The organism is Serinicoccus chungangensis (assembly GCF_001483745.1).
Lineage (GTDB): Bacteria > Actinomycetota > Actinomycetes > Actinomycetales > Dermatophilaceae > Ornithinicoccus > Ornithinicoccus chungangensis_A.
The window spans coordinates 73538-86614 of the sequence record NZ_LQBL01000029.1 but is presented as its reverse complement, the minus strand read 5'-3'; the positions used below and the strand labels follow the sequence as shown (position 1 = coordinate 86614).

The 13077-nt window shown below is 73.5% G+C and carries 14 protein-coding genes and 1 pseudogene; 7 read left to right on the top strand and 8 right to left on the bottom strand.

Annotated features, from left to right (window positions below; translation table 11 throughout):
* Nucleotides 1-101 precede the first annotated feature (101 nt).
* From AVL62_RS17895 to AVL62_RS11995, 5 genes and pseudogenes are all read right to left on the bottom strand, one after another.
* Nucleotides 102-251, bottom strand: a pseudogene (locus tag AVL62_RS17895) (NAD(P)-binding protein); the annotation flags it as partial.
* A gap of 126 nt (nucleotides 252-377) precedes the next feature.
* Nucleotides 378-1184 (bottom strand): tryptophan-rich sensory protein, encoded by an 807-nt coding sequence (locus AVL62_RS12010; RefSeq protein ID WP_058891900.1) that lies wholly within the window; start codon nucleotides 1182-1184, stop codon nucleotides 378-380.
* Entirely contained in the window at nucleotides 1181-1717 is a 537-nt protein-coding gene (locus tag AVL62_RS12005; RefSeq protein ID WP_058891899.1) for a pyridoxamine 5'-phosphate oxidase family protein, read from the bottom strand. The genes AVL62_RS12010 and AVL62_RS12005 overlap by 4 nt, the downstream gene beginning before the upstream one ends.
* The gene (locus AVL62_RS12000; protein WP_058891898.1) at nucleotides 1714-2445 is read right to left on the bottom strand and encodes an anti-sigma factor; all 732 of its coding nucleotides are present in this window, start codon (nucleotides 2443-2445) and stop codon (nucleotides 1714-1716) included. The genes AVL62_RS12005 and AVL62_RS12000 overlap by 4 nt, the downstream gene beginning before the upstream one ends.
* The gene (locus tag AVL62_RS11995; protein ID WP_058891897.1) at nucleotides 2442-2981 is read right to left on the bottom strand and encodes an RNA polymerase sigma factor; all 540 of its coding nucleotides are present in this window, start codon (nucleotides 2979-2981) and stop codon (nucleotides 2442-2444) included. The genes AVL62_RS12000 and AVL62_RS11995 overlap by 4 nt, the downstream gene beginning before the upstream one ends.
* Nucleotides 2982-3039: 58 nt before the next feature.
* Here AVL62_RS11995 and AVL62_RS11990 point away from each other — a divergent pair, with 58 nt between their 5' ends.
* Entirely contained in the window at nucleotides 3040-4314 is a 1275-nt protein-coding gene (locus AVL62_RS11990; protein WP_058891896.1) for a class I SAM-dependent methyltransferase, read from the top strand.
* 16 nt (nucleotides 4315-4330) lie between these two features.
* Here the strand turns inward: AVL62_RS11990 and AVL62_RS11985 are convergent, their stop codons facing one another.
* Together AVL62_RS11985 and AVL62_RS11980 are read right to left on the bottom strand one after the other, a co-directional pair.
* Entirely contained in the window at nucleotides 4331-5092 is a 762-nt protein-coding gene (locus tag AVL62_RS11985; protein WP_058891895.1) for a class F sortase, read from the bottom strand.
* Between the two features lie 3 nt (nucleotides 5093-5095).
* Nucleotides 5096-5908: a DUF4397 domain-containing protein gene (locus AVL62_RS11980; protein WP_058891894.1), complete on the bottom strand. Its 813-nt coding sequence runs from the start codon at nucleotides 5906-5908 to the stop codon at nucleotides 5096-5098.
* A gap of 216 nt (nucleotides 5909-6124) precedes the next feature.
* Between AVL62_RS11980 and AVL62_RS11975 the strand changes: the two genes are divergently transcribed.
* Nucleotides 6125-6358: a hypothetical protein gene (locus AVL62_RS11975; RefSeq protein ID WP_058891893.1), complete on the top strand. Its 234-nt coding sequence runs from the start codon at nucleotides 6125-6127 to the stop codon at nucleotides 6356-6358.
* Nucleotides 6359-6361: 3 nt separating this feature from the next.
* Nucleotides 6362-7240: an FHA domain-containing protein gene (locus AVL62_RS11970; RefSeq protein WP_058891892.1), complete on the top strand. Its 879-nt coding sequence runs from the start codon at nucleotides 6362-6364 to the stop codon at nucleotides 7238-7240.
* A gap of 29 nt (nucleotides 7241-7269) precedes the next feature.
* Here AVL62_RS11970 and AVL62_RS11965 read toward each other — a convergent pair whose 3' ends face one another.
* Nucleotides 7270-7971 carry a FadR/GntR family transcriptional regulator gene (locus AVL62_RS11965; RefSeq protein ID WP_058891891.1) on the bottom strand — a complete coding sequence of 234 codons (702 nt, stop codon included), beginning with the start codon at nucleotides 7969-7971 and terminating at the stop codon, nucleotides 7270-7272.
* Nucleotides 7972-8081: 110 nt separating this feature from the next.
* On the opposite strand from AVL62_RS11965, the gene eat reads away from it, so the two are divergent.
* Genes eat through AVL62_RS11945 form a run of 4 tightly spaced genes read left to right on the top strand, consistent with a single transcriptional unit; the run spans nucleotide 8082 to nucleotide 13046 of the window.
* Nucleotides 8082-9515 (top strand): ethanolamine permease, encoded by a 1434-nt coding sequence (gene eat, locus AVL62_RS11960; protein WP_058891890.1) that lies wholly within the window; start codon nucleotides 8082-8084, stop codon nucleotides 9513-9515.
* On the top strand, nucleotides 9512-10876 hold the full coding sequence (locus AVL62_RS11955; RefSeq protein ID WP_058891889.1) for a glutamine synthetase family protein: 1365 nt from the start codon (nucleotides 9512-9514) through the stop codon (nucleotides 10874-10876). The genes eat and AVL62_RS11955 overlap by 4 nt, the downstream gene beginning before the upstream one ends.
* Entirely contained in the window at nucleotides 10873-11685 is an 813-nt protein-coding gene (locus AVL62_RS11950; RefSeq protein ID WP_201023267.1) for a gamma-glutamyl-gamma-aminobutyrate hydrolase family protein, read from the top strand. Before AVL62_RS11955 ends, AVL62_RS11950 begins: the two co-directional genes overlap by 4 nt.
* Nucleotides 11682-13046 (top strand): aldehyde dehydrogenase family protein, encoded by a 1365-nt coding sequence (locus AVL62_RS11945; RefSeq protein WP_058891888.1) that lies wholly within the window; start codon nucleotides 11682-11684, stop codon nucleotides 13044-13046. The genes AVL62_RS11950 and AVL62_RS11945 overlap by 4 nt, the downstream gene beginning before the upstream one ends.
* Nucleotides 13047-13077: the final 31 nt, after the last annotated feature.

Genomic DNA, 13077 nt, shown 5'->3' with positions numbered 1-13077 from the left:
GTTGTGGACGATGAACCCGGAGTCGACGGCCAGCCGCTCCCCCGGTCGGTGAGCACGTCGTGGGTGTCCGCGTGCCCGCCCAGCCGCCCGTCGGCCTCGAGCAGCAGCACCCGGTGACTGTGACGCAGGTGGTATGCCGCGCTCAGGCCCGCGACACCGGCACCGACGACGGCCACGGAGGGTCGCTCGTCGGTGGCGTCGGTGACGTCGGCAGCGGCGGCGTCGGAGGTCGTCGGCGGGGGGCTGGTCATGCCGGGTGTTCGTGCCCCGGGCACCGATCGGATTGCCCCACCGGGGCCGGGCACCCACGCTGACCTGCACCCCCGTCCCGTCGGGGCACCGCCCGCACCTCGGGCGGCCGGTGCCCGGACGGGGACCTAGGCGGTCCGGCCCCGACCCTCGACGCCCGGCCGGGACCGGGCCAGCGCCCACACCGCCACGGCGGCGACGACGACAGCCGTCAGCGCCGCGGCGACGCCGACGACCTCGGAGCGCAGCTCGCCGGTCAACCGCCCTGAGGCCACCCAGGCGGTGCCCCAGACGACGGCCGCGGCGAGGCCGAGCTGGAAGAGCCGCTGGTCGGTCCTGCGCAGCAGGAGGGTCGCGATGACGACGACGGCGGCGAGCACCGCGACGGTCACCCAGGTGGACGCGGCGCTGTCCGTCGCCACGCCCAGGCCGACCAGCCAGGAGGCGATGTTGGCGCACGTGGCGACGCAGATCCAGCCGAGGTAGAGCCCGAAGGTCGCCGACACCCAGACGTCCGCCCCCACGCCCTGCCGGGGCAGGCCCGCGGTCGCGCGCAGGACCAGGCCGAGCGAGACGACGATGCCGAGCATGACGAGCACGGAGACCAGGATCCATCCGGCGAAGACGACGAGCAGCCAGATCCCGTTGAGCGCGATGGCCGCCGCGGCCGGGAGGCGGGTGACGTCGGCCCAGCGGGAGCCGGCGACGGCCGGGAGCCACTGCCACACGACGTAGCCGGCCAGACCGAGGTAGATGACCGACCAGATGGAGAAGGCCGGGCCCTGCGGCGCGATGAGCGTCGCGCTGTCGGAGAAGAGCCCGCCGCCCTGGGTCTCCACCCCGCCGCCGGCGACGACGCCGGTGCCGAGGAGGGTCCCGCCGACCCACACGACGGCGGCCAGGGTCACGAGGACCTGCTGGGCGCGGGTGCTCACGGCAGCTCGACGACGGTCGGGCCGGCGTCCTCCTGGTCCCCCCTGCCGGTGATCATCTTGAGGGTGTCGATGGCCGTCCCGACCAGCGACCCCCCGCCCCAGTACATGACGGTGTCGCCGTTGACCTTCAGCACGACGTTGTCCGGGTTGTCCGGACCGCCCTCCATGAAGGCGTCGGCGCCCTTGGACCACAGCTGCTCGACCAGCTCGCGGTCCTCGATGACGGTGGCGCTGCCGGCGAGGGAGACCCAGGCCTTGGCCGAGGAGTAGGCGACGTTGACGTTGGGGTGGGCCCGCACGTCGGTCACCACGGCGCTGCTCGCGCGCACGAGGAAGAGCACGTCGCCGTCCTCCTCGTGCACCTGGGTCGACAGCGGCCGGCTGGTGAGGCGGCCGTCGCCCGAGCTGGAGTCGACGGTGGTGAGCATGGCCACGTCCATGGTGGACATGACCTCGTGGGCCTCCTTCACCGCCTCGGGGTCGGAGGTGACGGTCACCGGGTCGGACGGGCTGGAGTCGTGGTGCTCGGTCATGGTCGTGCCTCTCGGTCGTGGGGGGACGTGGTGTCGGTCAGGAGGTCGGTGGCCACGGGTGGCGGGTCGGCGGGGACGGCTCCGCTCGCGCTGGCGGTCTGCAGCTCGCCACGGACGAGGCTCTCGCCACCGTGCGAGGGGTCGCCGTCCACCTGCTCCCGCGAGATGTCGACGACGGGGTACTCCTCGAGGTCGACGGTCGCGGGGAGGCTGAACTCCGCGGTGGTGCCCGAGATGACGCCGACGGTCACCAGCCCGCTGACGTCCGGCCGCAGCAGCCACACCTCGAGGTAGCCCGACCCGGTGTCGGGCAGCTCGTCGAGCTGCACCCGCAGGCGCCGCTCCCCGTCGACGCTGATGACCTCCGCGCTCCCGTCGACGGTCTCGCCGGCCTCGGGCAGGTCCTGCAGCGTCGCGTCGGCGACCACGATCTCCTCGTCCTGCTGGCCCGCCCCCACGACCTGCGTGCCGACCCAGGCGACCAGGGCACCGGCCGCGGCCGCCGCGAGCAGGGGCCAGCGCCCGGGTCGACGCCGCGCGCCCGCACCCCGCGCCCGGCGGCGCGACGCGAGCTGGTCCTCACCGGCGACCTCCGCGCGGATGCGCTCCCACACCGCGGGCCCCGGCGCCTCGTCCAGGGCGCCGCCGCGCGCCAGCAGCTCCGGCGCACGCTCCGGCGTGCCGTCGTCGTCGGCGGGCCGTCCGGCATACCGCTCATCGTGGTTCATCGCGCACCTCCGAGAAGAGTTCGGAGCCGTGCCAGGGTTCGGTTCGTATGGGTCTTGACCGTGCCCAGCGGGAGGTCGAGCCGCTCGGCGATCTCCCGCTGCGTGAGGTCCTCCACGTAGGCGAGCAGGATGATGCGGCGCTGCGGGTCGCCGATCCGCTCCAGCTCCTCGTAGATGGTGAGCAGGTCGGTGCTGTCGGCCGCCGTCCAGGCGCCGTCGTCCGGGACGTCCTGCTGCTCCTGCGCGACGGGGGCCTGGCGCTGCCGGGCACGCAGCTGGTCGGCGATGCGGCGTCGGGTGATGCCGACCAGCCAGGCCCCGAGCGGGGCCGAGGCGCGGTCGTAGGTCGCCCGCCCGCGCCAGGCCGACACGAAGACCGCCTGGGTGACGTCGTCGGCGTCGTCCGGACCCACGGCGCGTCGGGCGAGGCCGTGGACGAGCCCGCCCCACCGCCGGTAGGCGCGCTCCAGCGCGTCCGGCTCGGTGTTCTCCCACGCCGCGGCGATCGCGTCGTCATCGCCGTCCTCCACACTCATGGCGCAACCCTAGGCGAACCGCCGCGCGACGCGGGCATGGTGTGCTTAGGTCGAGGGTATGCCCTCCCCCGTCGCCCCCCGTCTGACCACCCTGCTCGAGCCGCTGGCCGGTGGCCCGCTGCCGGTCCACCTCGTCGCCTGGGACGGGTCGACGGCGGGGGCCGACCCGGGGTCCCACCCGACGGTGCGGCTGACCAGCCCCCAGGCCCTGCGGCGGCTGCTCTGGGCGCCGGGTGAGCTCGGCGCCGCCCAGGCCTTCGTCACCGGCGAGGTCCTCGTGGACGGTGAGCTCGGCGTGGCCCTCACCCAGGTCCGGGACGAGCTCGCGCGCCGCGCCCCCCGGCCGACCCCGGCCGAGCGGGCCCGGGCGGTCGCCGGGCTGGGCCTGCTCGCCAAGGACCTCGGCCTCATCGGGCGGCCACCCGCGGCACCGGCCTCCCAGGCGGTCGTCCGGGGACGCCTGCACAGCCTGACCCGCGACCGGGCGGCGATCAGCCACCACTACGACCTGTCCAACGACTTCTACGAGCTCGTCCTGGACGCGCAGATGGCCTACTCCTGCGCCTACGTCACCGCCGACGGGGCGGACCTGCTCGGCGGCCGGGAGGACGCGGCATACACCCTCGAGCAGGCGCAGTCGGACAAGCTGGAGCTGGTCTGCCGCAAACTGGGCCTGCACACCCGGCCGGACCAGCGGCTGGCCGACGTCGGGTGCGGCTGGGGCTCGCTCACCCTGCACGCCGCCCGCGAGCACGGCGCGCGGGTCACCGCGGTCACCATCAGCCGGGAGCAGCAGGCCTTCGTGCAGGCCCGGGCCGGGGAGCAGGGGGTGAGCGACCTGGTCGACGTGCGGCTGCAGGACTACCGGGAGGTGCCGGAGTCCGGCTTCGACGCCGTGGCCTCGATCGAGATGGGCGAGCACGTGGGCGACCGCAACTACGCGACGTACGCCGCGACGCTGCACCGGCTGGCCGCCCCGGGCGCACCCGTGCTCGTGCAGCAGATGAGCCGGCCGGGCCGCAACCCCGGTGGGGGCCCGTTCATCGAGTCGTTCATCGCCCCGGACATGTCGATGCGTCCGGTCGGCGCGACCGTGCAGCTGCTGGAGCGGGCCGGGCTGGAGCTGCGCGGGGTCGAGGCGCTGCGCGAGCACTACGTCTGGACGATCCGCTCCTGGGAGGAGCGGCTGCGGCGTCGGCGCGAGGACGTCGCCCGCCTCGTCGGGGAGGAGGTCACCCGGGTCTGGGAGCTCTACCTCGCGGGCGCGGCCTGGACCTTCGCGGCGGGTCGGATGGGCGTGGACCAGCTGCTCCTGCGGCGGCCCGGGGGCTGAGGCCCCGCCGCCGGGCTCAGGGCGCCGGCGTGGCGGTGATGACGAGGTTGTCGGTGTAGCTCCCGGCACGCTCGGACCACTCGCCGGTGCAGGTGATGAGCTGCAGGCGCTGCTCTCCCTCACGGTCGAAGAGGTCATCGACGGGCAGCTCCTTCTTGTCGGTCGTCCGCCGCGCGGTGACGACGTAGTCGAGCCGAGAACCGTCCTCGCGGACGATGGTCACCGGGGTGCCCTGCTCGGCACTGTTGAGGGCGAGGAAGGCCCCGGGCCCCTCCCGGTCGTCGACGTGGCCGGCGATGACCGCGGAGCCGTCCTCCCCCGGGGCCGGCCCGTGCCGGTACCACCCGGCCCGGTCGGCGTCCTCGGGGATCTCCATGAGTCCGTCGCCGGTGACGCCGACGGCGTCCAGGGGCACGTCCAGCCCGAGACTGGGAGCCAGCAGGCGCGTGGGGGCCGGAGCGCCCTGCGCCGCCGCGGCCTCCACCGAGGCGTCCCGGACGTCGGGTGGGGGCACGACGACCCGCGGGGCGGCCTGCCCCGCGGGTGCGTCGTCCCCTCCGCCCCCCGGTGGCGCCGCGGTGGGGACAGGGTCCACCGCGGCGCCCGGTGCTGCCGGACCGGTCGTGGGCGCCGGGGCGGGCGACCCGAAGTCGGCAGCAGCCGGGAGCGGTCCTCGCTGCAGGCCCCAGAGGGCCCCGACGACGACCGCGAGACTGAGGAGCAGGGCCGCCGCCGCGGCCGGCGAGAGCCGGCCGCGGCGGGGCTGGGTCCGGTGCAAGGGTCAGGCCACCTCGCGACGGACCAGGCGGCTGCCGGCGAGCACCGCGCCCGCAGCGCCGGCCATGAGGAGCACGGTGAGCACCCCGGTCGAGGTGGCGATGCCACCCTGGCCGGAGGGCACGCCGCCCGGGTCGCCGTGCAGGCCGTCGATGGTCTGCACCGCCAGGTCGAGGGTGCCCTCCTCGGCGGAGCCCCACGCGTAGACGATCGTGTTGGTGCCCTCGGCGAGGTCCAGGTCGGCCGGGCCGATGACGACGTCCTCGGTGCCCGCGAGCACCACGTCGGCCGACACGGTGCCGGCGTCGAGGTTGAGCACCTCCTCGTCGGGGTTGGTCAGGCCCTCGATCACCGGGCTGCCACCCGCACGGACGTCGACCGCCGGGGCGGCGGCGGCGTGCCGGACGGTGAGCCTGGACTGCCCGGCGTCCAGCGTGGAGGTGTCGTTGACGAAGGCGGACAGCATCGGGGTGCCGTCCTCGGCCAGGTGGGCGGCCAGGGTGAGGTTCGCACCGCCCGGCACCTCCAGACCCTCGGCGGAGATCGCCGGCTCGGCGGACTCCGGGTCGTCGCCGTCGGCGTAGACCTCCACGTCGTAGGTCCCCTCCGGAAGCATGAGGGGGTCGGTCAGGGTGCCCGGCTCGAAGTCGGGGACGGTCTCCTCGCCGTTGACGTAGACGTCGACGGTCAGCCCGGGTACGGCGTGCAGGACCGAGACGGTGGCCTCGTGGTTGTCCGCCATGGCCGGGGCGGCGAAGGCCGCCGTGCCGGCTCCGGCCAGCAGGGCCGCCGTGGTGGTCGCAGTGATCTTCCGCATGAGGGGTGCTCCTTCATCGCAGCTGGGACAGACCTGTTCTGCCCTCACCCCCCACTACGTCCGGGCACCGGGCTGCGGATTCAGCCTTTGTCCACAGTTTGTGCGAAAGCTGTGGAAGGGGTCCCGGATCTGCGGTTGCGAGGGTCCGAGGCGCGGTCCATAGTGGGACAACATTGAACACACATTGGACGTGTTCCCCGACGCAAGGAGCTGAGCATGAGCGAGCAGCAGGGACAGATGACCGGGACCAGCGGCGAGACCGTGTCGTGGACGGACCTCGGCAAGGAGATGTGGAACTACCTGACCGGCCAGGGGGCGGCGATCAACTACACCTTCCAGGACATGTCGGTCGAGGTGCCCCGCGACACCGGCCCGGACGCACCGCGCGCGACGTGGAAGCTGGACGGGACGCTGCGGATCACCACCGAGGACCGCGAGCACCAGGGCTGAGCGATGGTCGAGCAGCTGCGCGTCGAGGCCGACCTCACGCTCACCGTCTCCCCGTCGCCGTCCGACGGCTCCCAGGACGACGGGCTGACGGCACACATCCGGGGTGACGGCGCACAGATCGAGGTGACGCTGGACCGCCTGGTCGGGCTGCCGCTCGGCATGGGCCGGCGGCAAGCCGCCGACCTCGCCTCGGACGTCGGCACCCTGGCGGCCGAGGCCGGGCTGACGGTGGTCGTGTCCGGCCCGGACGGACCGGTGCTCGCCCTCGGCGACGTCCGCTCCCGGTTCCTGGACCGCGCCGTCACGGGCTCGCGTCACGTGGCGGTGCGGGACCGCCGGGCCGCGCTCCGCATGCTGCGGCGCTCCGGCGAGGCAGGTCCGTCGCTGGCCGACCTCACACCCCCCGGCACCCCGTGGCCGCCCGTGCCCGTCGTGCCGTCGCAGCGGCGGCGCCGCGTCACGACGACCCACGACCCGCTCGGACGGGGCGACCCCCGCCTCGTCTACTACCTGCCCCCCGGCCCGGAGCAGGGCAGCCCGCGGGAGACGGCATACCTGCGACGGGGCACGACCACGATCGGGTCGGACCCGGGCAGCGACGTCGTCGTCCCCGGCCTCGCGGCGCACCACGCCGAGGTGCGGCGCGACCCGTCCGTCGACGAGTACCTCGTGCACGCCGTCGACGGGGACGTGTCGGTCGCCGGGGCGGTCGTCGGCGAGGGCGTGGTCCTGCGCACCGGGGCCACGGTGACCTGCGGGGACCAGCGGTTCGTCTACGTCCGGGAGGAGTTCGCCGACCACGGTCGGCCCTACGGCGGGCGTGAGGGCGGGGAGTTCAGCCGCCAGCGGCCGCAGCGACGGCCGGACCGCTACGAGCGCTGAGGCGCGGGGCCCCGCGTACCGGGACGAGCTCAGGCGAGGAAGCCGCGCAGCAGGGACGCCGTGCCCTCGAGGTGCTCACCCATCGCCTCCCGCGCCTCCGCCTGGCGGCCGGCCAGGACCGCGGCCACGACCGTCTCGTGCTGGTCGGTGGAGTGGGCGAGGTTGGGAGGCAGCAGCGGGATGCGGTCGAGCATCGCCGTGACGCGGTCCCGGACGTCAGCCACCACCCCGGCCAGGCTGGGCGAGCCGCTCAGCTCGGCCAGGGTGAGGTGCAGCCGGGCGTCAAGGGGTCGGTACTGCTCCACCCCGGCCGCGGCACAGTCCCCCGCGACGTCCCGCAGCCGCTGTCGCTGCTCTATGGAGAGGTCCCGGGCGGCGGCCAGGCCGGCCGCGGCGGGTTCGACGATGGCCCGCAGCGTGAGCAGGTCGTCGACCTCCGCCGGGTCGAGCGCTTCCTCCCCCCGGCGTGGCGGCAGCGTCGGTGCGACGTGGGTGCCGCCGTACCTGCCGCGGCTCACCGTGACGTAGCCCGCCTTCTGCAGCTCGCCCAGGACCTCCCGCAGGGTGGTCCGCGAGACCCGCAGCGACTCGGCCAGCTCCCGCTCGGCCGGCAGCTTGGCGCCGGGCGGGAAGGTGCCCAGGTGCAGCAGCCGGAGCAGGTGCTCGGTGGTCTCCTCGAAGACGTTGCCGCTGCGCACCGGCCGCACCCACGGTGGCTCTGAGGAGGACATACGACCAAATCTAGGCTCCCGCACCCTTGACGGGGTCGCCCGGACCGCACCAGACTCGACCCACACCAATGGACCACACCTGATCCATTGATCTCAGGGAAGGCTTCCCCATGGCCAAGCGCAGGGTCGACTACCAGAACGTCGCGGACGACTACCACCAGCACCGGCAGCTCAAGAAGGGGGCGGCCGGCTGGATCCTGCTGGCCGGCCTGGGGGTCAGCTACGTCATCTCCGGCGACTTCGCGGGCTGGAACTTCGGCATCGACGAGGGCGGGTGGGGCGGTCTGCTCATCGCCACGGTGCTCATGGCGGTGATGTACACCTGCATGGTGCTCGGGCTGGCCGAGATGTCCTCGACCCTGCCCACGGCGGGCGCCGGCTACGGCTTCGCCCGGCGGGCGCTGGGTCCGCTCGGCGGCTACGCGACCGGCGTCGCCGTCCTCATCGAGTATGCCGTCGCCCCCGCCGCGATCGCGGTGTTCATCGGCGGCTACGTCGAGGCCCTGGGGCTGTTCGGGCTGACCAACGGCTGGCCGATCTACCTCGTCGCCTACCTCATCTTCATCGGCCTGCACGTGTGGGGCGTCGGCGAGGCCCTCAAGGTGATGTTCGCCATCACCGCCATCGCAGTCGTCGCCCTGGTGGCGACGGTCGTCGGCCTGCTGCCGCACTTCCGGGTCGACAACCTCTTCGACATCACCGTGACCGACGCCGCCGGCGCCAGCGCCTTCCTGCCCTACGGCTTCGCGGGAGCGCTCGCCGCGCTGGTCTACGGCATCTGGTTCTTCCTGGCCGTCGAGGGCGTGCCGCTGGCCGCGGAGGAGACCTCCGACCCCAAGCGGGACATGCCCCGCGGGATCATCGTGGCGATCAGCATCCTGCTCGTCTTCGCCGCCCTCATGCTCCTGCTCGTGCCGGGGTCGGCGGGCGCGGAGACCGTGCGCGACTCGGACAACCCGCTGCCGCTGGCGCTGCGCACCGCCCTCGGCGACGACTCGGCGATCGCCGCGTTCGTCAACTACGCCGGGCTCGCCGGGCTGGTCGCGAGCTTCTTCTCCATCATCTACGCCTACTCCCGGCAGCTGTTCGCCCTGTCCCGGGCCGGCTACCTGCCCCGGGTGCTGTCGCTCACCGGCTCACGACAGACGCCCTGGGTGGGACTCCTCGTCCCCGGCACCATCGGCTTCCTGCTCGCCGCCATCACCCAGAACGGCGCGCTGCTCATCAACATCGCGGTCTTCGGCGCCACCGTGTCCTACGTGCTGCTCAACCTCTCGCACATCGTGCTGCGCCGGCGCGAGCCCGACCTCGAGCGCGGCTACCGCACCCCCGGAGGTACGGTGACGACCGGCATCGCGCTCGTCCTCAGCGTCGTCGCCGTCATCGCCACCTTCGTCGTCGACATCCTGGCCGCCGGCATCACGGCCGCCGTCTTCGCCGGGTTCCTCGCCTACTTCTGGTTCTACAGCCGCCACCACCTCGTCTCCTCCGCCCCGGAGGAGGAGTTCGACCAGATCAGCACAGCCGAAGGAGACCTGCGATGACCCACCCCCGCAGCGAGCGCATGCTCACCGTCGACCAGCTCCGGGCGGGGGTCGCCGACGAGAGCATCGAGACGGTCATCGTCGCGTTCACCGACATGCAGGGCCGGCTCCAGGGCAAGTACCTGCATGCCCCCTACTTCGTCCAGCACGCGCTGGGGCACGGGGTCGAGGGCTGCAACTACCTGCTGGCCGTCGACCCCGAGATGAACACCGTCGACGGCTACGCCATCTCCTCCTGGGAGGCGGGCTACGGCGACATGGAGTTCACCCTCGACACCGACACCATCCGCCGGGTGCCGTGGCTGGAGCGCACGGTGATGGTGCAGTGCGACCTCGCGCTCACCGACGGGTCCCCGGTCCCCATGTCACCGCGCTCGATGCTGGCCTCGCAGGTCGAGCGGGCGGCGGGGCACGGGTGGTCGGCGGTCGCCGGCACCGAGCTGGAGTTCGTCGTCTACCGCGACTCCTACGAGGAGGCCTGGGCCAAGGGGTATACGGGTCTCACCCCGGCGAACCAGTACAACGTGGACTACTCGATCATCGGCTCGGGCCGGGTGGAGCCGCTGCTGCGCCGGATCCGCAGCGACATGTACCAGGCCGGCATGACCGTGGAGTCGGCCAAGGGCGAGTGCAACTTCGGCCAGCACGAGATCGGCTTCCTCTTCGACGAGGTCGTCACCACGTGCGACAACCACAGCGTCTACAAGACCGGCGCCAAGATGATCGCAGCCCAGCTCGGTCAGTCCCTGACCTTCATGGCCAAGCCCAACGAGCGGGAGGGCAGCTCCTGCCACATCCACCTCTCGCTGCGCGGGCTGGACGGCTCGACGGTCTTCTGGGACGAGGGCGGGCGCACCGCGCTCTACGACCACTTCATCGCCGGCGTGCTCGCGACGATGCGCGAGTTCACCCTCTTCTACGCCCCCAACATCAACTCCTACAAGCGCTTCGCCCAGGGCTCCTTCGCGCCGACGGCCGTGGCGTGGGGGCAGGACAACCGCACCTGCGCGGTGCGCACCGTGGGTGAGGGCTCCGGCGCCCGCATGGAGAACCGCGTGCCCGGCGGGGACTGCAACCCCTACCTCGCGGTCGCGGCCATGATGGCCGGCGGGCTGCACGGCATCGAGCAGGAGCTCGAGCTGGAGCCGATGATGACCGGCAACGCCTACGAGTCCGACGCACCGCTCGTGCCGCACACCCTCCGCGAGGCCCGTGACCTCTTCGCCGCCTCCGAGGTGGCCAGGGAGGCCTTCGGGCAGGAGGTGGTGGACCACTACGTCAACATGGCGGACATCGAGATCACCGCCTTCGACGCGGCCGTCACCGACTGGGAGCTGCGGCGGGGGTTCGAGCGCCTGTGACCGACCGCCCACGGATCGGGCTGACCACCTACTACAAGGAGGCGGCCTGGGGAGTCTGGCGACGGCCCGCGGCGATCGTGCCGGCCGTCTACGTGGAGGGGGTCGCCGCCGCCGGTGGCACGCCGTTGCTGCTGCCACCCGTGGGGTCCGACCCCTCGGTGCTCGACGTGCTCGACGGGCTGGTCCTCATCGGCGGGGCGGACGTCGACGCCGCGCAGTACGCCGGCACACCCCACCCGAGCACCGCGCCCGAGCCGGTGCGCGACGCCCCGGAGCTCGCGCTGGCGCGCGCGGCGCTGGAGCAGGGGGTGCCGCTGCTCGCGATCTGCCGCGGGGTGCAGGTGCTCAACGTCGCCCTCGGCGGCACCCTCGACCAGCACCTGCCGGACCGGCTGGGGCACACGGCATACCAGCCGAGCCCGGGGGTCTTCGGCGAGGTGACCTTCCGCACCGAGCCCGGGTCCCGCATCGCCGAGGTCCTGGGGGCGGAGGCGGCCTCGCCGTGCTACCACCACCAGGGGGTCGACCGGGTCGCCGACGGGCTCGTCGTCACCGCGCGCTCGGCCGACGGGGTGGTGCAGGCCCTGGAGCCCGCCGACGCCCCCGGCTGGGCGGTCGGCGTGCAGTTCCACCCCGAGGAGAACCCCGCCGACCGGCGCCTCTTCCAGGCTCTGGTCCACCACGCCAGCACCCCCCGCACCAGCACCCCCCGCGCCGCCACCCCCCGAAGTGGACATAGCAATCTGGGGGACGGGCACCAGAAAGCGATGTCCAGAACCGCAGCAGGAGAGGAGAGATCGACCGCATGAGCACCACCACCGACGTCGTCGACCCGGCCACCGAGGAGGTCATCACCACCCTCGAGCTCGCCGACGAGGAGCGGACCGACGCCGCCGTCGAGGCGGCCCACCGGGCCTACCAGACCTGGCGCGAGGTGAGCCCCGCCGACCGGGCCCGGCTCCTGCGGCGCTTCGCCGCCGTGGTCGACGAGCACGTCGAGGAGCTGGCCCGCCTGGAGGTCGCCAACGCCGGGCACACCATCGGCAACGCGCGCTGGGAGGCGGGCAACGTCCGCGACGTGCTGGCCTACTACGCCGGGGCGCCGGAGCGGCCCGGCGGCGAGACCATCCCGGTGGACGGCGGTGTGGCCATGACCTTCGCCGAGCCGCTCGGGGTGGTGGGGGTCATCGTGCCGTGGAACTTCCCCATGCCGATCGCCGGGTGGGCGATCGGACCCGCGCTCGCCGCCGGCAACACCGTGGTCCTCAAGCCCGCCGAGCTGACCCCGCTCACCGCGATGCGGCTGGCCGAGCTGGCCCTGGAGGCCGGGATCCCCGAGGGCGTGCTCCAGGTGCTCCCCGGCGCCGGGTCGGTCGTCGGCGAGCGCTTCGTCACCCACCCGCTCGTCCGCAAGGTGGTCTTCACCGGCTCGACGGCCGTCGGCAAGCGGGTCATGGCCGGGTGCGCCGACCAGGTCAAGCGGGTGACCCTGGAGCTCGGCGGGAAGAACGCCAACATCGTCTTCGCCGACGCCGACCTCGACGCGGCCGCCGCGGCGGCGCCCGGCGGGGCCTTCGACAACGCCGGCCAGGACTGCTGCGCCCGGTCGCGGCTGCTCGTGCAGGCCGAGGTGCTCGACGCCTTCCTGGTGCGGCTCGAGCCCGCGGTGCACGGCTTCGTGTGCGGACCACCGGGTGAGGCCGCGAGCGGTATGGGCCCGCTCATCTCCGCGGGCCAGCGGGACACGGTCGCGGGCTACGTCCGCGACGCCGAGGTACTCATCCAGGGCAGCGCCCCGGAGGGTCCCGGCTTCTGGCACCCGCCCACCGTGCTGCGGACCCGCGCCGAGGACGACCCCGCCTTCACCGAGGAGATCTTCGGGCCGGTGATCTCGGTGCTGCCGTTCCGCGACGAGGAGGACGCGCTGCGGATCGCCAACGACACGGCCTACGGGCTCGCCGGCTCCATCTGGACGCGCGACGTGGGACGGGCGCTGCGGGTCGCCCGCCGGCTGGAGGCGGGCAACCTCGCCGTCAACAGCCACGCCTCCGTCCGGTACAACACCCCCTTCGGAGGCTTCGGGCAGTCCGGGCTCGGCCGCGAGCTCGGCCCGCACGCGCTGGACGCCTTCACCGAGACCAAGACCGTCTTCATCGCCACCGGCGACTGACCGACCAGGAACGAGGCACGACATGAGCACG

Bases quoted from the DNA above. Each gene is read 5' to 3' on its own strand.
- AVL62_RS12005 (WP_058891899.1), bottom strand. From the start codon at position 1,717: ATGACCGAGCACCACGACTCCAGCCCGTCCGACCCGGTGACCGTCACC.
- AVL62_RS12000 (WP_058891898.1), bottom strand. From the start codon at position 2,445: ATGAACCACGATGAGCGGTATGCCGGACGGCCCGCCGACGACGACGGC.
- AVL62_RS11995 (WP_058891897.1), bottom strand. From the start codon at position 2,981: ATGAGTGTGGAGGACGGCGATGACGACGCGATCGCCGCGGCGTGGGAG.
- AVL62_RS11990 (WP_058891896.1), top strand. From the start codon at position 3,040: ATGCCCTCCCCCGTCGCCCCCCGTCTGACCACCCTGCTCGAGCCGCTG.
- AVL62_RS11980 (WP_058891894.1), bottom strand. From the start codon at position 5,908: ATGCGGAAGATCACTGCGACCACCACGGCGGCCCTGCTGGCCGGAGCC.
- AVL62_RS11975 (WP_058891893.1), top strand. From the start codon at position 6,125: ATGAGCGAGCAGCAGGGACAGATGACCGGGACCAGCGGCGAGACCGTG.
- AVL62_RS11970 (WP_058891892.1), top strand. From the start codon at position 6,362: ATGGTCGAGCAGCTGCGCGTCGAGGCCGACCTCACGCTCACCGTCTCC.
- AVL62_RS11965 (WP_058891891.1), bottom strand. From the start codon at position 7,971: ATGTCCTCCTCAGAGCCACCGTGGGTGCGGCCGGTGCGCAGCGGCAAC.
- eat (WP_058891890.1), top strand. From the start codon at position 8,082: ATGGCCAAGCGCAGGGTCGACTACCAGAACGTCGCGGACGACTACCAC.
- AVL62_RS11955 (WP_058891889.1), top strand. From the start codon at position 9,512: ATGACCCACCCCCGCAGCGAGCGCATGCTCACCGTCGACCAGCTCCGG.
- AVL62_RS11945 (WP_058891888.1), top strand. From the start codon at position 11,682: ATGAGCACCACCACCGACGTCGTCGACCCGGCCACCGAGGAGGTCATC.